23 protein-coding genes are annotated in these 25,537 nt (G+C 53.3%); 16 read left to right on the forward strand and 7 right to left on the reverse strand.

The window, feature by feature from the left end; all coding sequences use genetic code 11:
• Positions 1–323 precede the first annotated feature (323 nt).
• Complete coding sequence (locus YWK_RS0100275) at positions 324–1,727, reverse strand: MFS transporter (RefSeq protein ID WP_245578461.1); 1,404 nt, start codon at positions 1,725–1,727, stop codon at positions 324–326.
• Between the two features lie 238 nt (positions 1,728–1,965).
• On the opposite strand from YWK_RS0100275, the gene YWK_RS0100280 reads away from it, so the two are divergent.
• A complete protein-coding gene (locus YWK_RS0100280; protein WP_026963192.1) occupies positions 1,966–3,132 on the forward strand; it encodes an FtsW/RodA/SpoVE family cell cycle protein in 1,167 nt (388 codons plus the stop codon).
• A gap of 201 nt (positions 3,133–3,333) precedes the next feature.
• Positions 3,334–4,167 (forward strand): L,D-transpeptidase family protein, encoded by an 834-nt coding sequence (locus tag YWK_RS0100285; protein ID WP_026963193.1) that lies wholly within the window; start codon positions 3,334–3,336, stop codon positions 4,165–4,167.
• Positions 4,168–4,188: 21 nt separating this feature from the next.
• Here the strand turns inward: YWK_RS0100285 and YWK_RS0100290 are convergent, their stop codons facing one another.
• From YWK_RS0100290 to ectA, 5 genes are all read right to left on the reverse strand, one after another.
• Positions 4,189–5,172 (reverse strand): NAD(P)H-quinone oxidoreductase, encoded by a 984-nt coding sequence (locus YWK_RS0100290; RefSeq protein ID WP_026963194.1) that lies wholly within the window; start codon positions 5,170–5,172, stop codon positions 4,189–4,191.
• A 189-nt stretch (positions 5,173–5,361) separates the two neighbouring features.
• On the reverse strand, positions 5,362–5,985 hold the full coding sequence (locus YWK_RS0100295; RefSeq protein WP_026963195.1) for a CAP domain-containing protein: 624 nt from the start codon (positions 5,983–5,985) through the stop codon (positions 5,362–5,364).
• 332 nt (positions 5,986–6,317) lie between these two features.
• On the reverse strand, positions 6,318–6,704 hold the full coding sequence (locus YWK_RS0100300) for an ectoine synthase (protein WP_026963196.1): 387 nt from the start codon (positions 6,702–6,704) through the stop codon (positions 6,318–6,320).
• A gap of 26 nt (positions 6,705–6,730) precedes the next feature.
• Positions 6,731–8,032, reverse strand: coding sequence for a diaminobutyrate--2-oxoglutarate transaminase (gene ectB, locus YWK_RS0100305; RefSeq protein ID WP_026963197.1), 1,302 nt, complete (start codon positions 8,030–8,032; stop codon positions 6,731–6,733).
• A gap of 21 nt (positions 8,033–8,053) precedes the next feature.
• Positions 8,054–8,602 (reverse strand): diaminobutyrate acetyltransferase, encoded by a 549-nt coding sequence (gene ectA, locus YWK_RS22770; protein WP_084453353.1) that lies wholly within the window; start codon positions 8,600–8,602, stop codon positions 8,054–8,056.
• A gap of 481 nt (positions 8,603–9,083) precedes the next feature.
• Between ectA and YWK_RS0100315 the strand changes: the two genes are divergently transcribed.
• From YWK_RS0100315 to YWK_RS0100350, 8 genes are all read left to right on the forward strand, one after another.
• Positions 9,084–9,359, forward strand: a complete 276-nt coding sequence (locus YWK_RS0100315; protein ID WP_026963198.1) for a hypothetical protein — start codon at positions 9,084–9,086, stop codon at positions 9,357–9,359.
• A complete protein-coding gene (locus YWK_RS0100320) occupies positions 9,352–9,699 on the forward strand; it encodes a DUF2085 domain-containing protein (RefSeq protein ID WP_026963199.1) in 348 nt (115 codons plus the stop codon). The genes YWK_RS0100315 and YWK_RS0100320 overlap by 8 nt, the downstream gene beginning before the upstream one ends.
• Positions 9,700–10,049: 350 nt before the next feature.
• Entirely contained in the window at positions 10,050–11,672 is a 1,623-nt protein-coding gene (locus tag YWK_RS0100325; RefSeq protein WP_026963200.1) for a long-chain fatty acid--CoA ligase, read from the forward strand.
• 119 nt (positions 11,673–11,791) lie between these two features.
• Positions 11,792–12,232, forward strand: coding sequence for a MaoC family dehydratase N-terminal domain-containing protein (locus tag YWK_RS0100330; RefSeq protein WP_026963201.1), 441 nt, complete (start codon positions 11,792–11,794; stop codon positions 12,230–12,232).
• Entirely contained in the window at positions 12,229–12,642 is a 414-nt protein-coding gene (locus YWK_RS0100335; RefSeq protein WP_026963202.1) for a MaoC/PaaZ C-terminal domain-containing protein, read from the forward strand. The genes YWK_RS0100330 and YWK_RS0100335 overlap by 4 nt, the downstream gene beginning before the upstream one ends.
• A gap of 61 nt (positions 12,643–12,703) precedes the next feature.
• A complete protein-coding gene (locus YWK_RS0100340) occupies positions 12,704–13,465 on the forward strand; it encodes an SDR family NAD(P)-dependent oxidoreductase (protein ID WP_026963203.1) in 762 nt (253 codons plus the stop codon).
• A 57-nt stretch (positions 13,466–13,522) separates the two neighbouring features.
• Positions 13,523–14,503 carry an NADPH:quinone oxidoreductase family protein gene (locus YWK_RS0100345; RefSeq protein ID WP_026963204.1) on the forward strand — a complete coding sequence of 327 codons (981 nt, stop codon included), beginning with the start codon at positions 13,523–13,525 and terminating at the stop codon, positions 14,501–14,503.
• A gap of 106 nt (positions 14,504–14,609) precedes the next feature.
• Positions 14,610–15,050, forward strand: coding sequence for a DinB family protein (locus tag YWK_RS0100350; protein WP_026963205.1), 441 nt, complete (start codon positions 14,610–14,612; stop codon positions 15,048–15,050).
• 114 nt (positions 15,051–15,164) lie between these two features.
• Here YWK_RS0100350 and helD read toward each other — a convergent pair whose 3' ends face one another.
• Positions 15,165–17,393: an RNA polymerase recycling motor HelD gene (gene helD / locus YWK_RS17595; protein ID WP_051374819.1), complete on the reverse strand. Its 2,229-nt coding sequence runs from the start codon at positions 17,391–17,393 to the stop codon at positions 15,165–15,167.
• A gap of 669 nt (positions 17,394–18,062) precedes the next feature.
• Between helD and ilvE the strand changes: the two genes are divergently transcribed.
• From ilvE to YWK_RS0100390, 6 genes are all read left to right on the forward strand, one after another.
• The gene (gene ilvE / locus YWK_RS0100365; RefSeq protein ID WP_026963207.1) at positions 18,063–18,977 is read left to right on the forward strand and encodes a branched-chain-amino-acid transaminase; all 915 of its coding nucleotides are present in this window, start codon (positions 18,063–18,065) and stop codon (positions 18,975–18,977) included.
• A gap of 12 nt (positions 18,978–18,989) precedes the next feature.
• Complete coding sequence (ilvD, locus tag YWK_RS0100370) at positions 18,990–20,657, forward strand: dihydroxy-acid dehydratase (RefSeq protein WP_026963208.1); 1,668 nt, start codon at positions 18,990–18,992, stop codon at positions 20,655–20,657.
• Between the two features lie 82 nt (positions 20,658–20,739).
• Positions 20,740–22,410 (forward strand): acetolactate synthase large subunit, encoded by a 1,671-nt coding sequence (gene ilvB / locus YWK_RS0100375; RefSeq protein WP_051374926.1) that lies wholly within the window; start codon positions 20,740–20,742, stop codon positions 22,408–22,410.
• Positions 22,407–22,937: an acetolactate synthase small subunit gene (gene ilvN / locus YWK_RS0100380; RefSeq protein WP_026963210.1), complete on the forward strand. Its 531-nt coding sequence runs from the start codon at positions 22,407–22,409 to the stop codon at positions 22,935–22,937. Before ilvB ends, ilvN begins: the two co-directional genes overlap by 4 nt.
• A 57-nt stretch (positions 22,938–22,994) precedes the next feature.
• Positions 22,995–24,017: a ketol-acid reductoisomerase gene (gene ilvC, locus YWK_RS0100385; RefSeq protein WP_026963211.1), complete on the forward strand. Its 1,023-nt coding sequence runs from the start codon at positions 22,995–22,997 to the stop codon at positions 24,015–24,017.
• The gene (locus YWK_RS0100390) at positions 24,004–25,536 is read left to right on the forward strand and encodes a 2-isopropylmalate synthase (protein WP_026963212.1); all 1,533 of its coding nucleotides are present in this window, start codon (positions 24,004–24,006) and stop codon (positions 25,534–25,536) included. Before ilvC ends, YWK_RS0100390 begins: the two co-directional genes overlap by 14 nt.
• The last annotated feature ends 1 nt before the right edge of the window (position 25,537 follow it).

The following is a 25,537-nucleotide window of genomic DNA, read 5'->3' on the forward strand; positions in this document are numbered from 1 at the left end:
CCGCTTCTCGGGCTCAAGCTTCGTTCTGAAGGTACAATACAATGCTTCGTTCATGAAAGAACACCAAAAGAGAAGGTCGCTCATGTCGACCTTCTCTTCAGCTCTGGCGTTCGAAGGAGGGTGGGTGTTCGGTTTTGGTCTGCGTTGTGTGGTGTGTTGTTTTTGCCCCAGAGCTTAGTTCAGTGTATGTTCGAACGAGACAAGTTGTCAGGGCGAAAGGAACGAGTTGCGAATGTACCCGCTCAGATGTCCAATCACAGGCGAGAATCCTGGGATGCACAGTGATGAAGCCGTCCCAGGCGTGTAAGCGGGCAATCGTATCATCACGTGTTGTGGCATTTCTTGGGCAAACGCCAGCTCATCCAGATGACACACAGGCCGAGTGCTGCGAGCACGATGCCGAGCAAGCGGACTTCGTGGGTGGACAGGTGGTTTCCAAACAGGACGCCGAGCAGAACAGTCGATAGGATGGTACCCATGTAGCGGGCGGTTTGAAACAATCCAGATGCTGCGCTGATGATCTCTTGTGGCGTGACTTGGAACAGCGCCGTCTGCAGTCCCACGTTGTTAAAGCCGTTGCTAAAACCAAGTACCGACAAGTTGATGGCGAGCCACCATACAGGGGATTGATTGTGCAGGACCAAAAAGAGTGTGGATCCAATCGTCATGCAAAAGCCTGCCAAAAGCAACGGAGGCCTTGATCCAGACAGTGCCACCCAACGTCCGGCGATGGGCGCCATGATGACGCCGAAACCGGCGACACACAACATGATGAGACCGGTGTTCTGAGGGCTGAACTGGCGTACCTCTTGCAAATACGTCGGCATGCCGAAGAAGATAGAGTAAAAAATTGTGTTAACCGTCACAAACTGAAGGAGTACCCAGGTGAAGGCCATGTTCTGGCGAAACATGCGCAGGTTGATAAATGGCATCTGTGATTGCGTTTCCCATACGTAAAAAACGAGGATGGAGGCGACTGCCAATAAACCAGACCACCATTTGATGGTCTCCGCTAAGGACAGCAAGAACAAAAGACTCATGATAATCGCCAGTGCGAAGAGTATAATTCCCCATACGTCCAATTTTTGAATCAGCGCCCGAATGGGTTCCCGGTCCGGTCCGTCCAGATTTTGTCGCCGGTCACTGGGGAGAATCCATACAGCTAACAGAAGGCTGGCCACGATAAACGGGAAGTTTACCCAGAAGATGGATGGCCAGTCACCCCAGTGCATGAGCACTCCACCGATGGATGGACCAAACGCTGCAGCACCAGACGAGAACACGGCAAGAAAGGCGAGGGCCTGTGCCTGGCCTTGGGTGATGTATTGCCGAACAATCCCCATGCCTGCAGGATATATGGCTCCACTGCCGATGGACTGAATCAAGCGCAATGCGATAAGCCAGCCAAACGAGGGGGCAAACGGGGCCGTGACTGAAGACACGGCGACCAGCACCAACCCTGCAAGAAAAACGCGTTTGCGTCCAAGGGTGTCGGCAATCTTCCCCATGACAGGTTGGGCAATCGCGCTCGCCAGATAGTACGTGGAAATCAGCCAGGAGACGCTAGTAAAATTCAAGTGAAATACGTGCTGCAGTCGAGTGAGAGCGACGGATATCATGGAGGAATTGAGTGGATTCAGCAGTACGCCGAGCGCAATGGTAACGAGGAACAGATAACGACGTTGGTTTATTTTGGAATAATATCTGGAATTTTGGTGTTGTGGCACGAAGCCATGCCTCCCTCGTTCCCTGCGCTGTGATAAGATGCTCATTAGATTATACCGTTGTCGAGTACACCACGAATGGGGGGCACAAGCCCGCATGTTCCCACGCCATGCGAAATTGTCACCGTGTCGTCAAAATTTCCCGTAACAAGCCTATCCAATCCGTTGTCTTTATACATGTTGAACGTTTCCAAACCCGTTGATGAAGTTCATACATATTGATGCAGGTAGGGATGCAACTGTGGAAGGAATTCGCCGTTACCTTCGGGACATTGACTATACAATTGTCGTACTCGTAGCCATTCTCATGGCGTATAGCTGCCTGGCCATCGCCGGTGTGCACAATTCTCAAATGCCGTCTCACGCGTGGTTAAAGCAACTTGTGGTCGGCCTCATTGGATTTGTGGTGATGTTTGCTGTCGCCGTGTCGGACTACCGCTCCTTGCGCCGCATTCGCTGGTGGTTGTACGGCATCACAACTGTGTTGCTGGTGGTGGTCTTTGCGTTCCCTGCCGTCAACTACGCACACTCGTGGATTAACTTGAAATTCACCACCTTTCAGCCATCAGAGTTTTCCAAGCTGGCGTTGATTATTGCGACGGCTGCGTTTATGGCGAATGTGGATGAAAGCGAACTGCCTGATTACCGGATTCGTTCTTCCTGGCCAGTTTGGGCGATGCTGATCCCGCCTTTTGTGTTAACGCTGAAAGAACCTGCCCTCGGTCAAGCGTTGGTGATGGTCTCCATTAGCCTCATCATGTTCATGGCATTTACAAAGCGGTCCATGTTCGCACTTCTGTGTGGCGCAGTTTTGCTCGGCGGTGTCGTGCTCGTCACTGTACCTATCTTTTACTCGAAGGAAGCTGCCGCATTTGTTCACCAGGTCCTCATCCCGCACAACATCCTCAAGGGATACCAGGGTGAGCGGATTCTCGCTTGGCTCGATCCAAACTACGACCTGGGCGGGAGTGGCTTCAACGTGCACCAGGCGCAAATGGCCATCGCGTCCGGGCAAATGTTTGGGGAAGGTGCACTCAACGGACTGTTATCTCTTCACGCCGGTGTGCCGAATGAGTGGACGGACTACATTTTCAGTTCCGTTGGTGAACAGTTCGGCTTTGTCGGTTCGGCAGGGTTGGTGCTGTGCTTCCTGGCGCTGATCTACCGCCTGGTAAGGATTGCTAGACACGCGTCCGACACATTTGGCATGTACATGGTCGTGGGGATATTGGGGATGTTCGCCTTTCAGGTGTTTGAAAACGTGGGCATGGACATGTACATGAGTCCGTCCACTGGTATTACCTTGCCTTTTGTGAGTTACGGTGGTAGTTCGTTGCTTGCCAATTTTATTGCGGTTGGAATTGCCATGAGCGTCGCCATTCGGCATAAGCCACTACGGTTCAAATAAACGACGACGGGTTGTGGAATGACGGGGTGGTGAGGATCCCGATTTCGACGGTTTCGGATTGTGGACAAAGTGCCCCTGCATATCTTACCCATGAACATGGGTGAGGTGGCAGGGGCCTTGTTCGGTATGCAACGGCAATGATTTTACATCTCGTGACAAGGCACGCGCCGGACGTACTCAGTAGAGGAGAGGGCGTGTCACATGGTACAGGCAAGTCGCTTTCTGCGCTTGACGGATCCAGCCATGCAAGGGCCGGATGTCCTCGCTGTGCAAAGACGTCTGATTGCACTCGGCGATTTGCAAGGGGTGTTTGATGGCGTCTTCGGTCCACAAACGCGAGACGCTGTCATCGCCTTTCAGAGAGCTTCCGGTATTCGCGCCGATGGCATCGTGGGTCCCGACACCTGGATGGCGCTTGGCATCAACCAGGTCGAATGGGGCGGAGGCCGCTACCGAATCGCGGTAGACACCGTGCGCAACTTGTTGGTTTTATACGATAGCGGTCGCCTTACGGAGACGTTTCCAGTGTCTACTGGAAAACCGACGACGCCAACGCCGCTTGGAGACTGGGTCATCGTTGAGAAAATGGAGAACCCGGGTGGCCCGTTTGGCGCGCGCTGGATGCGGCTATCTATTCCAAACGGCGGATATGCCATTCACGGCACCGACGACCCATCGACCATTGGCCAGTCTGTCACCCACGGCTGTGTGCGCATGCGGAATGAAGATGTCATCCAATTATATGGCATCGTACCCCTCGGAACGCTGGTAAGTATCAACGGGCAAGTGTTCACCACCAGACTGCTACACCGGTATGTTTCGCCTGGACCGGACATTGAGACGCTCCAGCAAATGCTGCAGAGGCTTGGTTATTACAAAGGAAGCATTACGGGCTCCTTCGACATCATGACGGAGAATGCAGTCCGCGCCTTTCAATCCACTCGAGGGTTGGCTGTCGATGGTATTGTTGGGCCCCAGACTGCCGTAGCTATACAAGCCCAGTACGACATCGCCCTTGGGGATGTTGAACCGTAGGATCAATCCGCGCTTCGTCCATCACGAGACCCGAAGCACAATTTTGCCGATATTGGCGTTGGACTCCATATACGCGTGCGCTTTGCTCGCTTCCGCCCAGTCAAAGACACTGTCAATGACCGGTGCGATGGTTCCTTTCTCTATGTGTGGCATGGCAAACGCGACAAACTCCTGGGTGAGTCGGATTTTATCTTCTACGCTGCGGGATCGTAAAGCGGTACCGATGATTTGCAGCCGATTGCGCAGCAGGTAGCCTAAGTCTAGATTCGCGACCTTCGTGCCAGCCATTGTTCCGATGACGATGAGTCGCCCATCCGTGCGCAGTACCTCGAGGTTCTGCTCGAAATACGGTGCGCCGACGAAATCTAGGACAATGTCCACACCCTCGTTGTTTGTCTGCTCTTTCACCCAAGGTGCAAACGGTCCCTCTTTGTAGTACCAGCCGGCTTTCGCGCCGAGTTCCAGACATCGCTCAATTTTTTCGCGAGATCCTGCTGTGATGTAGCTGGTTGCACCAGCTGCTCGAATGAGTTGGATGGCAGCGGTACCAACGCCGCTTGCCCCCGCATGGACCAGGACGTTCTTTCCTGCAGTGAGTCCGCCGAGCCAAAACAAGTTGAGGTATGCCGTTAGGAACACCTCCGGAATGGCCGCTCCCTGCTCATAGGACAGGTTGTTCGGCAAGCGTATCGCCATTCCCGCAGGAACGGCTGCATATTCAGCGTATCCTCCGCCTGGCAACAAGGCGCACACTCGGTCGCCCACGCTCCATCCTTCGCACTGAGCTCCAACCTGCACCACTTCTCCAGCCATTTCTAATCCAAGAATGTCTGAGGCGCCCGGCGGCGGGGGATACAGTCCTCTTCTTTGCAGCAAATCTGCGCGGTTCAACGCAGTCGCGTGTACGCGAACGAGTAAGTCGGTGTCGCCGACATGTGGATTGGGCGCGGTACCCATTTCGAGTACATCGGGTCCGCCGAACCCGCTCATGGTGACAGCCTTCACGGAAAAACCTCCCTTTCGTACTCACTTTGCTCACACATACAGTGTACCGTTTTGGCTTTGGCAAACCTAGCGATTTGCAGCTGGTTCAGTGTGAGGCATCGTGCGTGAGACCGGAGAACTGCGAAGCATTCGGGAAACCAACAGAGGCAGGGGCGTTTGCCCCTGCCTCTACAAATTTCTTCACATCATTTATTGACCGTGGCCAACGAATTCTTGCACCCATATGCCGTGGTCGTATGCAACGCCGATGGTGTCGTAATGGGCGTTCAAAATATTCGCGCGGTGTCCTGGGCTATTCATCCAGTCATTCATCACCTGTTGCGGAGTGGTTTGACCTTCCGCAATATTTTCTCCTGCGTATGTGAAGCTGATACCTTCCTTTTGCATCATGTCAAACGGTGAACCGTACGTCGGCGATGTATGACTGAAGTAGTGATGTTGATACATATCCGCTGCTTTTTGCATGGCCAGTGAACACAACTTGCCATCCACAGACAAGGGCTTGAGTCCAGCGTGTACTCGTTCTTGGTTTACCAGCGCTGCCACTTCAGCGGCATACTGCTGTGAAGTAGACGTGTGTGTAGATGAAGTGCTAGGCGTTGGAATTTGAATTTTCTCTCCGACCCAGATGAAGTTTGGGTTATGGATACTCGGGTTTGACCGAAGCAGGGTGCCGAGTGGAACACCGTGATGCTGTGCAATTTTCCAGAGTGTGTCGCCGGGCTGAACGGCGTATGTTGATGCATACGCTGTACTTTCCAATGCCAAAAGAGCGACGACTGAAGTGATTGCGGTGAGCAACGGTTTTTTCATTCTGCATACCCCTTTCGGAAGAGTGGATGCGTTGTATCCATGGTAACGGCATTCTAGGTCGATTCCTACCAGTAATATCAGGAAAGAGAATATGTATGCGATGGGGAAAGAGGAGAAGCGAGCTATTTGCGTCAGCAGATTTTAACTGGGCGAATCGAGCCAGGTTAGCCAGTTCTCCATTCAATCTCTCCCTGCTGTGTATCTTTCGGATGGCTCAATCGTTCAAAAAATATCAGTATTCGTTTTCCGATATCGCGATTTGAGAGGGTGAACTCCCCTCTAAATCACGTGTTGTGATTTAGAGGGATTCACCCGACTACGCTGTTCTTTATTTAGTTAAGGAAAAGAGGGTAGGCGCCTTCGTCGTCGTGTACCTCTTTACCTATACAAGGCGGATTAAAAACACAGATCAAGCGCAAATCCGTTTTCGGACGGACCCGATGTTTTTCGTTTCCATCGAGCACGTAGAGCGTGCCTGGAGTGATGGTGTGAATTGTTCCGCTTGAGATATCTTCAATTTCTCCTTCTCCGGAAATACAGTACACCGCTTCGATGTGGTGCTTATACCACATCACAGTATCCGTACCCGCCCTCATGACGGTATCGTGGAGAGAGAAACCAACGTTGTCTTTATGAAGCAAGAGCCTTCGACTTGACCAAGTTTCACCTGATACGTGATGTTCCGTGAACAGAATCTCATCAAGGCGACGAACAATCATGGGATCCCTCCTCGAACATGGTTCCTTCAAATACTCACTGTCAGGCAGTGTGAATGGGTCACCTCACGAATACTTTCGGCAAGCATCTCGAGACCAGTGAACAATCCTTTTTCGTCGATAATCAGCGGCGGTAGTAGCTTCATCACCTCGTTGTTTGGACCCGAAGTTTCCAGTAAGAGACCCTGCTCAAACGCTGTTTGACAGATCTTTTCTGCCATCCCGTCAACGCCACATTCAATGCCTTGAATGAAGCCTCTCCCCCGAACGGTTGCCTGTAATTCCGGATATCTATCTACAAGTTGAGCGAGGAATCGGTGAACCTTGTTCCCCTTGGCGATGATTTCTTTACTGAAATCATCATTTTCCCAATAGCTCAACGCCTCGGTCGCAGTGATAAATGCTAAATTGTGGCCGCGAAAAGTACCGTTGTGCTCACCTGGCTCCCACACATCCAGTTCGCGGCGTATCAATGTCAGCGACATGGGCAACCCATAACCGCTGATTGATTTAGATAAGCAGACCATGTCGGGCTGAATCCCTGCCGGTTCAAAACTAAAGAAGGGTCCCGTGCGGCCGCAGCCCATCTGAACGTCATCGACAATCAATACAATCCCATTTTTGCGGCAAATCTGTTCGATTTTACGAAGCCATTCGAAACTGGCGACATTGACTCCACCCTCGCCTTGAACCGTTTCAACTATGACGGCGGCAGGAAGGGAGAGTCCGCTGCCACAATCCTCGAGGTATTGCCTAATGTAAGCTGCAGTATCCGTGTTCTCACCAAGGTAGTTATCATATGGCATAGAGGCGCTGTTTCCTAAAGGAACGCCAGCAGAATTTCGTTTGAATCGGTTGCCGGAAATCGAGAGAGAGCCCAAGGTCATCCCGTGAAAGGCGTTGGTGAAATGGAGCACGGTGTTTCGACCGGTGGCCTTTCGTGCCAGTTTGAGTGCACTCTCTACGGCATTTGTACCGGTCGGTCCAGGAAACATAATCTTGTAGTCTAACCCTCGAGGCTTTAGAATGACTTCGTCAAACCGACGCAGGAATTTTTCCTTTGCCGTTGTAGCCATATCCAAACTGTGAGTAATGCCATCGCTGGAAATATAGTCAATGAGTTTCTTCTTGAACCGTGGATGATTGTGACCGTAATTTAAAGCGCCAGCTCCAGAAAAAAAGTCAATGAACTGTCGACCGTTTCCATCCCACAGCCTGTAATCTTTGGCTTTATGAAAGATGGTGGGGAAGCTTCGGATGTAACTACGAACTTCTGATTCTAAATTCTCAAACACGGCGAGGGACGTGAAAGATTCTTTTTGTACATCCACTAATGACACAACCTCCTTGTTTTATGACAATGGACCAATTCGAACCATGACTTCAGGTTCGTGATCTTCGTTTGGAAACAAGTGTCTGGGGAAGCATTCTGAGGTTTCACAGGATGTGTCGAGTTCCCTGGCTAGCCCTTGAAACATGAATTTCGATGCTGAATTGGAGGGGGTAACGGTAGCGTAGAGATACCGAATCCCTTGGCAAGCGGGTCGCTGCAGGAGGGCCTTTAATAGACCTTTTCCCCAACCATGTCCTTGATAGGATGGATGGACTGCGACTTGCCAGACGAACACGGAATCTCTTTGAGCGGGCTGAAAAGCGGACAGGAAACCGATGATTTGTTCGTTGTGAACGAGTACGACTGAGGTGTTAGAAAGGAATTTGCTGATCATGAGGTAACTGTAGGCTGAATTCAGTTCGAGTGTTCCAACGTGTTGAACCAGGGACCAGATGGCAGCTCCGTCGTGCACGGTAGGTTCACGAAATCTAAACTGAACAGCTGTTGTTTTCATTGTCATCGTTGGCGTTTGAAGCAGGAGACGACTCGCTTCGTAAGGCCAACACATCTCACCTCGCTTTGTTGTTGGCGTGAGACAAAGAGACCTTTGTGTTTTCTCCCATCCATCACTCCTTTCAGGATCCTCGTCTGTCGCATGCACTCGTCGGACTGTTCTTTACGGGAGCGCACTTAGGCTTTACCCAGAGATATCGTTCAACGTGATGCAATGTTCAGTTTTGTCGAGTGTAAATTGTCCGGAACGAAACATCAAAGGCTGACTTGTATAGGAAAAGTGAGGATATGGCCAGATTTCGCCGGATCCAATGGCACAATGGGTCTCCACGTGAATGATCGCAGCTAACGGGGTTCACCTCTCGGATTTATAAATTCTGGATTTATCTCTTACAAAACTTCCAAGAGACTTTCTTCTCCGTGGCAAGATGATTTCAAACTGTTTGATTGGTTGGGAATTCGTGGTGAGGCCTACCCATCTTTCGCACTTTCTCTGATAATGTGAGTAGTGATCCATGGAACAGGAGGTATCACTGGTGTTTTTCATGTTTTCCATCATAGAGTTGATTTTGTTGGGGGCTGGCACGTCTTTGCTGATACACCACAAAATAGCCCCCGGACTGGTGTTGATGGGACTCGCAGTTTTGATGTTTTTGTCCACGTCCGCAAGGTACGCGAGTCGGGGGCCGCGGGGCGCCGCGTGTTGCGGAGGACTGGATTGTTTGGCGTTTGAGTGTGGGTTTCTCGAGGGCCTAGAGTGTGCAGAATGCGCGGACTGCGGGGCACCAGGATGTGACTGTTTTGGTGCTTAAAGACGTCATTGGACTCCGCTTTATTCCTTGTCATCGTATGCCTTCCCGGTCTCCGCATTGGTTTGGCAGACAGTTTCCGCTGTGCTACCGCTGTCTCTCCATTCTCATCGGATACTTGGCGACTCCTGTATTTCTGGCGGCGAACCTCCGTTTTCCCATTTGGCTGGGTGTGCTGCTCAATCTGCCGATGCTCATCGACGGATTCACTCAGTACCGCAAATGGCGCACCAGCAATAACGCGCTGCGAGTGGTGACGGGTTTGCTCAGCGGCGTTGGTCAATCGATGGTGATTGCCACCTGCAGTCTGTGGTTGTCCGCATGGCTGCTCAGGTGGGTTTAATACGGATGAGAAATCATGACTTCCATGCGGCTTCTCTGACGAGGGTCGGAGACAGCCGCTCTGTTGTCTTTGTGCAGTTATCGGAGTGCTGCAGAAACACTCTCAGTAGAGGTCGTATGATAAAGTACTTTATAATAGAATACTTCAGGTGTTAAAATACTGATTGTTGAGATAACGAGGTTGTGATGCACATGAGTGCAAACATATAATCAAATTACGTGGAAATGATTCTAATATCATTTTATGAAGAGAGGGATGGCGGATGTTGTGAAAGCGCAATCATGAGGCGCGTCGCATCGGAGATAGACCATGGGATGATTCTTGAGGTCAATGGGGAGTGAATGGGGACGATGATGGACTATCCGTTATTGCTCAAATCGGCGCTGTACCGAGCTGTTACTATCTTTCCCGAAAAAGAGATTGTCTCGAGAGATTATTCCGGACTCTTTCGTTACACGTATCGCGACCTGCATACCCGTGTGTGCAGACTGGCGAACGCACTGAACTCGTTAGGTGTTCAACCTGGGGAACGAGTGGCATCGTTTGCGTGGAATCACCACCGCCACTTGGAGCTCTACTACGCAGTCCCGTGTTCACAGCGCGTTCTCCACACGGTCAATATTCGGTTGTTTAAGGACCAACTGATATATACCATCAACCACGCGGAAGACAAGGTATTGTTCGTGGATGAAGATTTGGTGCCCTTGATTGCACCCATTGCCAGTGAACTAAAAACCGTACAACACTATGTCATCATGACGGACAAGACAGCGCTGCAGGACATACCTCTACCAGGTGCCATTCTGTACGAAGACCTCATCGCAGACGCCAGTTCCGACTATACGTTCCCGGAATTTGATGAACGCACACCAGCCATCATCAGCTATACCTCAGCTACCACTGGGGATCCAAAAGGTGTGGTATACAGTCACCGAGGCTTATACTTACACTGTCTAACCTGCCTCACAGGCGAGCTTGGCGTCCACGAGTCTGATGTGACCATGCCGATTGTTCCGATGTTTCACGTCAATGCCTGGGGGCGTCCATACACCGATACGTGGGCAGGTGCGAAGCAGGTATACCCTGGGCCGCGGCCGACCTCTGCCGACTTGTGTGAGCTGATTCACAACGAAAAGGTAACCTTTAGTGTTGGGGTTCCTACCATTTGGATGGGAATCCTTCAACATGTGTTGGCGAACCCAGGCAAGTATGACTTCAGCCACGTGCGTTACTTCATGTCCGGCGGCTCTGCGTTGCCAGCAGCGTTGACTCAGGCATACCAGGAGCAACTCGGCGTCAAGCTCTATCAAGGATACGGCCAAACGGAGACGACTCCAGTGACGTTCATCAATGTACCGAAATCTAAATTCAAGGATTTGCAGGGGACAGAGCTGTACCAGTTGCGGGCCAAGACCGGGCTCATCCTACCGGGGCTGGAAATGCGTATTGTCAATACAAACGGCGAGGAAGTCGCGCACGACGGCAAGGAGATGGGTGAACTTCTGTTACGCGGTCCATGGGTCATCAATGAGTACTACAAAAATCCGGAGAAGTCAAAAGAATCGTTTGTAGACGGATGGTTCCGTACGGGAGATATTGTTACGCTCGACCAGAACGGTTATCTGCAAGTTGTCGACAGAACGCGAGATTTAATTAAGAGCGGCGGAGAGTGGATTTCGTCGGTGGATCTCGAAAACGCCATCATGGCACATCCAGCGGTAGCCGAAGCTGCGGTGATTGCCATCGCGCATCCGAAGTGGCAGGAGCGACCCCTCGCCTGTGTCTCTTTAAAGCCAGAATACCGGGGAAGAGTGAGCAAGGAGGAGCTGTCGGCCTTTCTCGCGGACAGGGTGCCCAAGTGGTGGATACCTGACGACTTTGTGTTTATCGATGAGGTGCCGAAAACCAGCGTTGGGAAGTTCTCCAAGAAGACGTTGCGCGAGCAATACGAGGAAGGGCGCCTGACGTCGTAGTATCGTACAGCCTCCAGGAGATGGTGTGTGCCGTTCACAGGTCACTCAGAGACAACATCGGTATTCGGATTGCAAACGCCGTCTACCAATCAGTCGGTCGAAAGAGTAGGAGGGGTATTGTGTCATTGGAAACTTTTGAGCCGTTTGTGGGGCGTTCATCGTCCCCAGTCCGAAACGAGGTTGAAAAGGGCGCCATTCGCAAGTTTGCAGATGCTATCGGCGATCCCAATCCGCTCTATCGCGATGGAACCGGCGCCGATGGGCGTGTTGTGGCGCCTCCGACATTCAGTCGAACATTTGACTACGGGAAGATTCCGGATCTGCCCTTGCCCAAAGCAGGGCTGATTCACGGGGAACAACAGTTTGAGTACTTCCGCCCAATCTACGCCGGCGACGTGCTGTACTGCAGTTCAAAACTGATTGAAGTCCATGAAAAGAGCGGACGGCTTGGATCCATGATCTTTCTCGTCTTTGAAAACACAGCGGTGGATGACTCCGGGGACTTGGTTGTACGTGAGCGACTGACTGCCATTTATCGCGAACAGGGGGGAGTGGCGTGAATCAGAAGCGATTTGCCGTCGGTGATAAGCTAGGCCCCTTGATCAAGCCCCCAGTGACAAAAACTCAACTGGTGATGTACTCTGGCGCATCTGGGGATTTCAACCCCATTCACACGGTGGATGAGTTTGCCAAGGAGGTTGGACTTGGTGGCGTGATTGCGCACGGCATGCTCACCATGGCTTTTGTGGGACAGATGTTGACCGATGCAACAGGAACGCCTGGGGCGTTGAAACAGTTTCGTGTTCGCTTTCGCGAAATGGTTCGGCCCGGAGACGTCATTGTCTGCGAAGGTGTGGTCACAGATGTTCGCGATGAAGATGGTGTGCAGTGGGTGTCGTGTGACGTCTCCGCAACCGTCCAACAAGACGGGCGAGTTGCTGTCACAGGGCATGCCGTGTTTACGGCATAGGCGAATGTCATATGCATGAAGTGTGAATCACACCTAAAGAACGAGAGAAGGAGAATGGAACATGGGGAACTTGACAGGAAAGACAGCCATGGTGACAGGAGCAGCGCGCGGTATTGGGGCGGCGACTGCCGAACGACTCGCAGCGGACGGTGCGAACATCGCGGTGGTGGATTTAGATGAAAAGGCCTGCGAAGCAGTCGTCGCGCGTATACGTGAAGCGGGCGGTGAAGCCATTGCTGTAGGGTGCAACGTCACCGATGCTACGCAGGTGGAAGCAGCCGTTGAACGAATTGCCTCCACATTTGGAACGGTGGACGTGCTTGTCAACAATGCAGGTGTCATTCGGGATAATCTCCTGCACAAGATGACCGAAGAGGATTGGGACACCGTGATGAACGTGCACTTGCGTGGACACTTTCTGTGCAGCCGCGCTGCCCAGAGGTACATGGTGCAACAGAAGTACGGCAAGATTGTCAATGTCAGCAGCACCTCTGCCCTCGGCAACCGTGGACAGGCGAACTATTCCGCAGCAAAAGCCGGCATTCAGGGATTTACCAAGACGTTGGCGATTGAACTGGGGCCGTTCAACATCAACGTGAACGCGGTGGCGCCTGGTTTCATTGATACGGACATGACGCGGCAGACCGCAGAACGAATGGGTGTCGACCCAGAGGACTTTAAGGCATACGCAGCCAAAGAAATACCGCTCCGCCGGGTAGGTCGTCCACAGGACGTGGCTAACGTGATTGCGTTCCTCTGCAGTGAAGATGCAAGTTTTGTGTCCGGCCAGGTCATCTACGTCGCAGGTGGTCCACGCGCCTAATGTAGGCGTGGTGGACTCTTCGACTCTCGTAGGTTCGGCGAAGGGGGGAATCAGGAGATGCGTCAATGGCAGGTTCAGACGCTTGGGGAACCGCGCGATGTGTTGAAACTGGTGGATGTGCCTAAACCAGACGTCAAGGTGGGTCAGATTCGGATTCGGGTCGAGGCAGCGGCTGTCAATTTCCTGGACATTCTCGTGTGTCAGGGCAAATATCAAGAAAAGCCCCCTCTGCCATTTACACCGGGGGCGGAAATTGCGGGCGTAGTCGAAGAAGTTGGGGAAGGTGCCTCGCTTCACAAAGGACAGCGAGTGGTGGCGATGTGTGCACTGCCAAACGGTGGATTTTCGGAGTACGTCTCGGTTTCTGAGCGGGACGTATACGCAATGCCGGAATCCATCACTGCGCCAGAGGCGGCTGCACATTTCATTACCTATCAGACGGCCTACTACGCCCTGCACACCTGTGCAAATCTGCAACCTGGAGAAACGTTGCTCGTGCACGCGGGCGCTGGCGGAGTAGGATCGGCTGCCATTCAAATCGGGAAGGCAGCTGGAGCGGTGGTCATTGCCACTGCGGGGGGAGCCGAAAAGGTCGACATTTGCCGTAGGCTTGGCGCGGATGAAGTCGTTGACTACCGGGCGGGTAGCTTTATCGGCGTGGTAAAGGAACGGACACAGGGGCGTGGCGCCGACGTGGTGTTTGATCCCGTAGGGGGAGACGTCTTCGATGCTTCCCGCAAGTGTATTTCGTTTATGGGACGACTACTGGTCATTGGGTTTGCAGGTGGGCGAATTGCGGACGCGCCGACAAACCATGCGCTCGTGAAGAATTACTCGATTGTGGGTGTCCACTGGGGACTGTTTCGTCGGCTCATGCCGGAGAAAGTCCGGGACATCGAGGATCGATTGGTGGATATGATGCTGGAAGCATCCATCCAGCCGCTGATTTACAAAGAGTACCCGTTCGATACTCTACCTGACGCGCTGGAGGAACTTGCAACCCGCAAGACCTGGGGAAAACTGATTCTGAAACCGTAGGCCAAAGGGCGTTCACCTGGACTGTGTTTCATGCCTTTTGAAATTGTTGTAAAATGGAAGCGGAACATCTCTACATATCGCCTTCTCAACAAGGAGGATGGAACACATGATCCCAGAAGTGCAAGATCAGTATCAACTGCTCGTGTCCGTACATCGTAGCGTTGACAAGATGGTGGCGGACCTCAGCGACGAGCAATGGTTAAAAAATCCAGCTGAAAACTTCAACAACATCGCGAGTATTGTGGAGCATGTGGTCCTGGTGGAACGCAAGTTTCTCGCAGCCTTGGCGGGCACTTCGGCGGACATGGACGTCCAAGCCCCGTTCCGAGCCAGCCACTGGGATGTTGCCTCCATCAAACGCCAGTGGCAGGAGAACTTGCAGATTGCGGAAGAAACCCTGTCAAAGCTGACGGAGCAAGATCTGACCGCTCCGGGTTTGAAACTTGGCATCGGGGAATTGAACAAACGCCAACTACTGTCGTACATGATTGCGCACACGGTGCACCATCGAGGTCAGATCCCTCTGATCAAGAAACTGCTCGGTTGAGCTTGATGTGCCCGGTGCTTCCAAACCGTGCGAGGCGGTCCGCACAGATGCGGGCCGCCAGTTCACATGGAGCGATGTGCAAATTCCACCTGTGGACGTGTTCCATGGCGAAAACTATCTCTCCGCTTCACGTAGAAGTTCTGCGCCACCGCAGTCGATGACGGTCAAGTGGTGTAATGCCCGCGTGCAGACCGTGTAAAACAGCCTCTTCTCATTCACCTTGTAGTCCGCGGCGTCGGGGACGATGACTGCGTCAAACTCCAATCCTTTCGTCAGATACGACGGCACGACAACCACGCCTGTTCGAAACGCGCGGTCATCCTTTGTGAACAGGACGGCCTGGACGTCCGGTGGAAGTGCATTCCACATGGATTGTGCGCGCGCCGCTGTTCGGCAAATGATGGCGATGGACACGTCGCCCGCCGCCTGGTAACGACGTATGTGTTCGAGTACCGCCTCGCGCACGGTGTCTGCATCCGCACGAACCACGGCTGGCGCTTCTCCTGAGGTGCGAATCGGTTCACTGACGTCAGGTTCTCCAAGTACGGACTGAGCGAACTGCATGATCTCGCGCGTCGACCGATAACTCTTGGTGAGTCTGAAAAACGCAACCTCTCCCTCGCCAAACACTTCGCCAAGGCCGTGAAATTCATCCCGATTCATGTACGGGTGAATGGATTGGTGCATGTCGCCGAGAATGGTAAACCCAGATCTCGGGAATATCCTTCGCATGGTTTCGTACTGCAACCACGTGTAATCCTGAGCTTCGTCAACGAGCACGTGTCGAATATCCTTTTTCACGGCCGGTCCAACCACGGTGGAGTACAGGTACGCAAGGGGCACAGTGTCTTCGTAGGGAATGGTCTTCCCACTGCGCAGGGTTTCCACGGTGATGTTGCGAATCTGATGGACGTCATTTGGACACGTCAAGCCCTGCGTCACGGCACTCCAAGTGTAGGCGTTCTCGAACAACTGAACATATAAGCGCATGGGCAGGGAGCGGATCTGCCGACGAAAGGCAGACTTGAGTTCTCGCACGACTTTCGCTGCCTTGCTGCAACTCATCTGATGAATTTCTTCATCGGTGCCGATGTAGTTGTTCTTTGCGAGCAGCTTCTGTTCAAACCGCTGTTGCAGTTTCTCCTCCACCTTGTGCAACACTCTGTCCACGTAGGAAGTGAGGTGCTGAAAGCGTGCAGGCAGGTTATAGCGCTTCAGTGGCCCGTAGAACAGCTCAGTCATCCTCTGTGCTCTGACAATGGGCCTACCACGGTACGCCAGATCTTCAAAGGGCATCCCTTGCTCACCAAGGTACGCAACGTAACGGCGCATGCACTCGTAAAACGAGTGCGAGAATTTAAACGCGATGGCGGCAGCCTTGTCGTTTGAGGAACCTTCGTCAGCGGTGAGGATGCCTTCCATGTGTGTGTAAAAATCTTCGAATGGCGCGTCGATATCGAACACACCCCGAACGTAGTCCTGGAATGTGTCCTGTAGCACGTTTGACTCGCCGAGCTCCGGAAGAACGTTGGACACGTAATCTTGAAAGATATTGTTGGGCGCAAACAGAAGAATGTTGTCCGCGGTTACGTGGTGTCGGTGGATGTACAACAAGTACGCGACACGCTGCAATGCGATGGATGTTTTGCCACTGCCTGCCGGCCCTTGCACGATGAACACGCGATGATTCAGATTGCGAATCGCTCGATTTTGCTCCTTCTGAATGCTGGTCACGATGGATGACATCTTGTCGTCCGCGTGCTTGGCCAACATGGTTTGAAGAATCTCGTCGCCAATGCGGACATCCGTATCGAACATCGCTTCGAGGGTACGGCCCGAAATCATGTACTGGCGCTTTAACGTCATTGTCCCTGACACGGGTCCTTCTGGCGTGTTGTATTCTACCGCGCCGGGTGAAAAATCGTAGTACAGGCTGCAAATCGGTGCTCTCCAATCGTAGACCAGTAGGGAGAGGTCCTCGGGCTCGCGGACGGTTGCAATCCCGATATAGATCTTTTCCGCAGTTTGTTGCCCTTGTTCGTGAAAGTCCATTCTTCCGAAGTACGGGTTTCGTTGAATTCGCTCGTATTGACGGACGACGTTTTGTAACACTTCGTGTTCACGTTCCTGACTCGCCAAGTCGGACACATGCTGCGCTTGCAAGATCCGGGTTTCCTCGTTCGCGGCATCATGGGCGACGTTTTCCCACATGTATCTTCGATGTTCGAGGAGTTCACGCATGCGTCTATCGGTTGCTTGTTCGGCGGTGTGTCGTAGTTTATCAAGCACGTCTTGTACGTGATGTAAGTAGTTTTGTTCCTCTGTCCATTGTCTTTCGTCCATCTCGGCAGCACCTCCAGAGGAATGTGTGTCGAACTGTGAATGACTGCACGGTATATCATAACCGATAATCCATATTTTACAATTCGTGAAATAGACCGGCTTGTATGGGATGATAGTCATGTAAAATTTTGCTTTTCCGTGTCAGCACCCCATACGTCGCGATGTCCGTTTTGGAGGTCTCAATCTCTATGCATTCGACGCCTCATCATCATGATAAAAATATTTTCGCCGATGCGGTAGATAAATGGTCCCGTTGTGCAATGAAAATTGACATAAGGGGCCCAAGAACCCATCAAATCACATTGTCACAATTTTTTCATAAATTCTACTTGTTCATATGCCATGAGAAAGTAATCGCTTACATGGATGGCGCCATAACGGAATCGTTACAAACATTGTATTGACCAGGAGGAACGCCGTCAGTACAATCACAACAACAAGGAATTGAGGTTGGATTCAGGAGGGTATCTAGGGTTCCGCTGTGGTCGGCCACAGGTTTTTCTGGTCCGAGCGATACCGACACCCAAAGGTGTACACCGTGAGGATAAAAACCTCTGCGGAAGGTTCTGAACCAGGGTGCTGTGACGTGTGCTTTGGTTTGAGCCAAGGCAGAGGTCTATTTATTACCTTATATAGTTCAAATATTTTGACAATCGTCAGGGAGGATGCATCATGGAACAGTGGATATTCATGAATGGTGATTACGTACGGCGTGAAGACGCGAAAGTCTCTGTCTTTGACCATGGGTTTCTATATGGAGATGGAATTTTCGAAGGAATCCGATCTTACGACTGCAACGTTTTTCGTTTGGAAGAACACGTCGAACGGTTGTTTGAATCCGCCAAGGCGATTCTCCTCGAACTCCCATATTCTCCGACAGAAGTTGAAGACATGGTTGTGAAAACACTCCAAAAGAACGAGCTGTCCAGTGCGTACATCCGTCTCGTTGTCTCACGGGGTGAAGGAAATCTCGGGCTGGATCCATTCGCCTGTCGCAACCCTCAGGTCATCGTGATTGCCGAGCAGCTGGCGATGTTCCCACAGGAAATGTACGATGCCGGCACGTCTTTGGTCACTGTGGCGACTCGGCGAAATCGCCCGGACGCACTGAACCCCAAAATCAAGTCTCTCAATTACCTCAACAACATTCTCATTCGTATTGAAGCACATCAAGCCGGCGTGTCCGAAGCGTTGACACTCAATACGGAAGGCTATGTCACTGAGGGCTCTGGAGATAACGTGTTTGTCGTCAAACGGGGTGTTTTGTACACGCCTCCCTGTTACTTGGGCGCGCTAGACGGCATCACTCGCCGCGCAGTCATGGAGGTGGCGGAAAACATGGGCTACGTCGTGAAAGAGGAACCATTTACGCTGCACGACGTGTACACAGCAGACGAAGTCTTCCTCTCTGGGACGGCGGTGGAGATTATGCCAGTGGTTCGCGTCGACAGCCGACAAATTGGCGACGGACGACCGGGTCCCCACACCCATCGATTGCTCGAAGGGTTCCGCAAGTTGACTCGACAGGATGGTGTCAAATATACGCTGACGCCAGTTTCCAGTGTTCATGCAGAACTTGCGTAAGGGTGCGATGTGATGAGAAGTGACATGATCAAGAAGGGTGTGGACAGGGCGCCACATCGAAGTCTCCTGTACGCAACGGGCGTTAAACCCACCGACTTACCCAAGCCGTTTATCGGCATTTGTAACTCATACGTCGATATTGTCCCTGGACACGTGCACCTTAAGGAACTTGGAGAAGTGGTCAAGGAGGCCATCCGTCGGGCCGGAGGTGTGCCGTTCGAGTTTAACACCATTGGCGTGGACGACGGCATCGCGATGGGGCATATCGGCATGAGGTATTCATTGCCCAGTCGCGAGATTATTGCGGATTCGGCAGAGACCATGATTCAGGCGCACTGGTTTGACGGCGTGTTCTTCATGCCGAACTGTGACAAGATTACGCCGGGCATGCTCATGGCTGCCGTCCGCACCAACGTTCCTGCCGTCTTCGTTTCCGGCGGGCCGATGGCGGCCGGCAGGGCGAAATCCGGTAAACAGCTGTCTCTGTCATCGGTATTTGAGGGCGTTGGCAGTTACAAGTCGGGGCGCATCACGGACGAGGAGTTGCTTGAGCTCGAAACCCAGGCTTGTCCAACGTGTGGATCTTGCAGCGGGATGTTCACAGCCAACTCCATGAACTGCATCATGGAAATGCTCGGTATCGCTCCGCCCGGCAACGGAACCATTCTCGCTGTCTCGGAACAACGCAGGGAACTGATTTTTCAGGCTGCAGAACACCTGATGGCCATGATTGAAAAGGATATCCGGCCGCGGGACATCATCACCGCTGAGGCGATTGACGATGCGTTTGCACTGGACATGGCCATGGGAGGCTCCACAAACACGGTTCTGCACTTGCTGGCGATTGCCAATGAGGCAGGCATCGAATACGACCTCAGGCGCATTAACGAAATTGCGCAACGGGTACCGTACCTAGCAAAAATCAGTCCAGCGTCAGACTATTCCATTCACGACGCCCATCTCGCCGGCGGCATTCAAGCCATCATCCATGAACTGGCGAAGATTGACGGTGCGATTCACGGGGATCGCATCACGGTGACAGGACGCACTGTTGCGGAAAATGCAGCGTCTGCGGAAATCCTCAATCCAGAAGTGATCCGGCCGCGGGACAACCCGTACAGCCCTGTCGGCGGACTCTCCATCCTCTATGGCAACCTCGCTCCTGACGGAGCTGTCATCAAGGTGGGCGCGGTAGATCCGAGCATCACCCGCTTTGAGGGTACGGCCATCGTGTTTGACTCCCAGGAGGATGCGCAGAAGGGTATAGACGACGGTCTGGTGCAACCGGGCCACGTGGTGGTCATCCGCTACGAAGGGCCAAAAGGCGGGCCGGGGATGCCGGAAATGCTCGCACCCACGTCGGCGATTGTCGGCAGAGGCCTGGATACGCAAGTGGCCTTAATCACGGACGGTCGATTTTCCGGTGCAACCAGAGGCATCTGTGTGGGTCACATCTCGCCGGAGGCGGCAGAAGGAGGCCCGATTGGCTGGATTGAGCCGGGCGACCGAATTGTCATTGACCTCGCGGCACGCTCCATCGATGTGCTCGTGTCAGACGCAGAGCTGGCCGCACGGAAAGAGCGGTTTGCTCCGCCTGAGCCGAAAGTCAAGAGTGGTTATTTGGCGCGCTACGCCAAGCTGGTGACCTCGGCGAACACCGGCGGCGTGCTGAAGATATAACTGATCCGATTTGCGAGGGGGGATTGAATTGACAACCAATTCTGTGGAGGCGAACGCAGCAGAAACTCAGGTGGCTCAAGAGATGAGTGGCGCGGCCATGCTCGTGCAGGCCTTGAAGGAAGAGGGTGTGGACGTACTGTTTGGCTATCCTGGGGGGGCAGTGCTGCCGATTTACGACGCACTCTACCGCTGTGGGATCCGCCACATCCTCACTCGACACGAGCAAGGCGGAATTCACGCTGCGGAGGGATACGCTCGCGTGACCGGGAGAGCCGGCGTGGTGATTGCCACCTCAGGGCCGGGCGCGACCAACCTCATCACGGGCTTGACCGACGCCATGATGGATTCTCTGCCGTTGGTGGTCATCACGGGTCAGGTGAGCACTACCGTCATCGGAACGGACGCGTTTCAGGAAGCAGCCATCCTGAGCATTACCATGCCGATTACGAAACACAACTACCAGGTACGCAACGTTCAAGATTTGCCCCGCATCATCAAGGAAGCGTTTCACATCGCCCAAACGGGGCGGCCGGGTCCTGTCTTGATTGACATCCCGAAGGACGTGTCGAATGCCGTGGGGCTGTTTGCCTACGACCAACCCGTACACCTGCCGGGCTACCAGCCGACCGTAGTTCCAAATCGCCTCCAAATTCGAAAGGTTGCGGAAGCGGTGGCTGCCGCCAAGAAACCGGTCATCCTGGCTGGGGCGGGCGTGCTTCACGCGCGGGCACACCAAGCGCTGCGGAGATTTGCAGAGGAAGCGCGCATACCGGTGGTACACACACTGCTCGGCTTGGGTGCATTCCCAGCAGAACACGAGCTGTTTCTCGGTATGGGCGGTATGCACGGAACGTACGCGGCGAATATGGCGATGTACGAATCGGACCTCCTGATTAACATTGGTGCGCGGTTTGACGATAGGCTGACTGGGAACCTCCAACACTTTGCTCAGTTTGCAAAGGTTGTGCACATTGATATTGATCCTGCGGAAATTGGGAAGAACGTTGTCACCGACATCCCGGTCGTGGGTGACGCAAAAATAGCCTTGGAGATGTTGCTAGAAGAGATGTCTTCTCCCAGTGCTTCGCAGGATTGGCTCCACTATCTGGATGAGCTGAAGCGGGATTATCCACTGTGGTACGACCGTACGAGCGCCGTATTGAAGCCGCAGCGCGTGATTGAGTGCCTTCACGACATCACGGGTGGCAGTGCCATCGTGGTCACAGATGTCGGGCAACACCAAATGTGGGCCGCACAATTCTACGCATTGTCAGAACCGAACCGATGGGTGACTTCTGGTGGCCTCGGCACGATGGGATTTGGGCTGCCTGCTGCCATTGGCGCACAGATTGCAGAGCCGTCTGCGACGGTTTGTGCGGTGCTTGGCGACGGTGGATTCCAAATGACGCTTCAGGAGTTGTCCGTACTTACGGAATATCAATTGCCAGTCAAGGTTGTCATTCTCAACAACCAATCCCTCGGCATGGTGAGACAATGGCAGCAATTGTTTCACGGAGAACGGTACTCCGAGTCGTTGCTCTCACACCACCCGGATTTTATCAAACTGGCCGAAGCTTACGGCATGGCTGGCTTCGTGGTCCAGTCACCAGACGAGGTGGAGGACGTGCTGCGCCAGGCACTGGCAACGCCTGGCCCGGTGATTGTGGAATGTAAGGTCGCACCGGACGAGAATGTGTATCCGATGGTGGCACCGGGCAAAGGCATCCATCAAATGGAGGGGGTGAAGCCGTGAACCGAATCTTGTCTGTCATTGTCAACAATCGAACCGGCGTCTTGAACCGAGTCACCGGCCTGTTTTTAAGGCGAGGGTTCAACATTCAGAGTATCACCGTCGGAACCACTGAAACCGTTGAATTGTCTCGCATGACAATTCTTTTGGACGTGGACAGTGAGCGCGACGCCGAACAGGTCATCAAGCAGTTGCACAAGCAGATTGACGTCATCAAAGTGTTCGACATCACGGAACAAGCTATCATTGCCCGGGAGTTGGTCCTGATTCGGGTGAACAGCCCCCTTTCCACCCGTGCAGAGGTCTTCACGTTGATTGAACCGTTCCGCGCGACCGTAGTGGATGTGACGAGAGAGAGCATTACCATTCAAGCGACTGGTCACCCGGACAAGATTGAGGCGTTGATTGGATTACTACGGCCGTACGGCATCAAAGATATCGCGCGGACGGGTGTCACGGCGTTCGCGCGCGAAGCGGATCGACAGACAGAGGGGAATAAGGCAAACCGCATGCAATTGTTACCACTGTAACATCCGCTGTCGTTTAGACTGGAAACACCGAATCTTTCGAGGAAAGGGAAGATTATCATGGCAAAAATGTACTACGACAACGACGTATCGCTCGCGACACTCTCTGAAAAGACGGTTGCCATCGTTGGGTATGGATCTCAGGGTCACGCGCATGCGCAGAACCTCCGCGATAGCGGTGTGCAGGTGGTCATTGGGCAGCGCCCGGGTCGGTCTTTCGAAAAAGCCAAGGAAGATGGTTTCACGGTCCTGCCAGTGGCAGAGGCCGTTCAGCAAGCGGATGTGGTCATGCTGTTGCTTCCGGACGAAAAGCAGAAACAGGTGTACGAAGCGGACATCGCTCCTTATTTGGAACGAGGGAAGGCCATCGCATTTGCACACGGATTTAACATCCACTTCGGACAGATTGTCCCGCCTGCGGAGGTTGACGTCTTTCTCGTGGCTCCGAAGGGACCGGGGCACCTCGTGCGTCGCGTGTTCACCGAGGGCGGCGGTGTGCCGGCTCTGATTGCGGTGCATCAGGATGCAAGTGGGTTTGCGAGAGACACGGCCTTTGCGTACGCACGCGGCATTGGAGCGACGCGTGCTGGCGTGCTGGAAACTACGTTTAAGGAAGAGACGGAAACAGACTTGTTCGGCGAGCAAGCCGTGCTCTGCGGTGGACTCAGTGCGCTCATCAAGGCCGGCTTCGAAACGTTGACTGAGGCGGGATACCAACCGGAGCTCGCCTACTTCGAGTGTCTACATGAGATGAAGCTGATTGTGGATCTGTTGTACGAGGGCGGTTTGTCCGGTATGCGGTATTCCATTTCGGACACGGCGCAGTGGGGCGACTTCACGGCTGGACCGCGGATTGTCAACGACGCTGTGCGCCAGGAAATGAAGGCGCTGCTCTCGGAAATCCAGAATGGCACGTTTGCAAAGCGGTGGATTGAGGAGAACGAGAACAATCGTCCGGTATTCAATGCCATCAATGAGCAAGAAAAGCAGCATCCCGTGGAAGTGGTCGGTCGTCAACTGCGCGACATGATGCCGTTCATCAAAAACAAATTCCGGGAGGTCGTGCCAAGTGCGCAACATTGACGTCTTCGACACCACGCTCCGAGATGGGGAACAGTCGGCCGGAGTCAACTTACACGCACACGAAAAACTGGAGATTGCCTCTCAGTTGGAACGGTTCGGCGTAGACATCATGGAGGCTGGGTTTCCGGCTTCCTCCCGCGGGGACTTCCTCGCTGTTCAGGAGATTGCGAAGCAGATCAAGAACTGCTCGGTCGCTGGCTTGGCCAGGTCGACGATACAGGACATCGACACTGCCTGGGAGGCGCTGAAAGGCGCTGTGGAGCCGCGGTTACACATCTTCCTTGCAACGTCCCCGATTCATATGCAATACAAGCTACGCATGCAACCGCATGAAGTCGTGGAAGCGGCTGTACAGTGTGTTCGACACGCGGCGCAATACTTTCCCGTTGTGGAGTGGTCCGCAGAAGACGCCACCCGGAGTGATTGGGATTTTCTCGTGCAAATTGTAGAGCAAGTGATAAACGCTGGAGCAAAAGTGATTAACCTGCCGGACACGGTAGGCTACGCGTCCCCAGAAGAGTACGCCCGTTTGTTCCGGTACATCCGTGAACACGTGCCGAACATCCATCGGGCCAAGTTGTCTGCTCATTGCCACGACGACTTAGGGTTAGCAGTGGCCAACAGCCTCGCGGCGATTGACGCGGGCGTGGATCAGATTGAAGGGACCATCAACGGCATCGGGGAACGTGCCGGTAATGCATCCCTTGAGGAAATCGCTGTGGCTCTCGCCATTCGAAAGGACGTCTACCAAGTTGAAACCAACCTTGACCTGTCTCAAATTGTCCTCACCAGTCGGCTGGTCAGTAAACTGACAGGCATGCCAGTACCGCCTAACAAAGCGGTCGTCGGTGCCAATGCGTTTGCCCACGAATCAGGCATCCACCAGGACGGCGTGCTGAAAAACGCACTGACCTATGAAATCATCTCCCCTGAAATGGTCGGCTTGTCGTCGAATCAAATGGTGTTGGGCAAACACTCCGGTCGACACGCATTTCGCGAACGGTGTCTGGAGCTGGGGCTGCGCTTAGACGACACCGCGTTCAACGAGTTGTTCAAGGCTTTTAAGGAACTGACGGAAAAGAAGAAAGAGGTCACCGACGACGACATCCTCGCGCTTGCGACGGACGTGGCGGGACAACAAAACGGGTACGAGCTGCAGCTGCTGCACATTTCGTATGGATCCAACGGCGTTGCGACGTCAACCGTAGAAATCCGAAAACCGGACGGCTCAGTGGTTCGCGAAGCGGCTACGGGACAAGGGAGCGTCGAAGCGATTTACCGGACGTTGGAGCGCGCGCTGTCTGAGCGTGTGGTTCTGAGTGACTATCGCATTCAATCCACCACAAGCGGCAAAGACGCTCTGGCCGAAGTCTACGTGAAGGTAAAGTACCATGGGCACGTGGCTAACGGCCGCGGCGTGGACAGCGACGTCCTCTTAGCGTCTGCTAAGTCCTTCCTGGACGCCATCAACCGCATCATATTGAAAGAACAGTTTGAACTGATTGCCACAAACAGCTAAG

Origin of the sequence: Alicyclobacillus pomorum DSM 14955 (assembly GCF_000472905.1) — a bacterium.
GTDB lineage: Bacteria > Bacillota > Bacilli > Alicyclobacillales > Alicyclobacillaceae > Alicyclobacillus_A > Alicyclobacillus_A pomorum.

What these genes read in the sequence shown, in the direction of transcription:
- YWK_RS0100285 (WP_026963193.1), top strand. Translation starts at nt 3,334, where the DNA reads ATGGTACAGGCAAGTCGCTTTCTGCGCTTGACGGATCCAGCCATGCAA.
- YWK_RS0100295 (WP_026963195.1), bottom strand. Translation starts at nt 5,985, where the DNA reads ATGAAAAAACCGTTGCTCACCGCAATCACTTCAGTCGTCGCTCTTTTG.
- YWK_RS0100300 (WP_026963196.1), bottom strand. Translation starts at nt 6,704, where the DNA reads ATGATTGTTCGTCGCCTTGATGAGATTCTGTTCACGGAACATCACGTA.
- ectA (WP_084453353.1), bottom strand. Translation starts at nt 8,602, where the DNA reads ATGTGTTGGCCTTACGAAGCGAGTCGTCTCCTGCTTCAAACGCCAACG.
- YWK_RS0100325 (WP_026963200.1), top strand. Translation starts at nt 10,050, where the DNA reads ATGATGGACTATCCGTTATTGCTCAAATCGGCGCTGTACCGAGCTGTT.
- YWK_RS0100340 (WP_026963203.1), top strand. Translation starts at nt 12,704, where the DNA reads ATGGGGAACTTGACAGGAAAGACAGCCATGGTGACAGGAGCAGCGCGC.
- YWK_RS0100345 (WP_026963204.1), top strand. Translation starts at nt 13,523, where the DNA reads ATGCGTCAATGGCAGGTTCAGACGCTTGGGGAACCGCGCGATGTGTTG.
- YWK_RS0100350 (WP_026963205.1), top strand. Translation starts at nt 14,610, where the DNA reads ATGATCCCAGAAGTGCAAGATCAGTATCAACTGCTCGTGTCCGTACAT.
- helD (WP_051374819.1), bottom strand. Translation starts at nt 17,393, where the DNA reads ATGGACGAAAGACAATGGACAGAGGAACAAAACTACTTACATCACGTA.
- ilvD (WP_026963208.1), top strand. Translation starts at nt 18,990, where the DNA reads ATGAGAAGTGACATGATCAAGAAGGGTGTGGACAGGGCGCCACATCGA.
- ilvB (WP_051374926.1), top strand. Translation starts at nt 20,740, where the DNA reads ATGAGTGGCGCGGCCATGCTCGTGCAGGCCTTGAAGGAAGAGGGTGTG.
- ilvC (WP_026963211.1), top strand. Translation starts at nt 22,995, where the DNA reads ATGGCAAAAATGTACTACGACAACGACGTATCGCTCGCGACACTCTCT.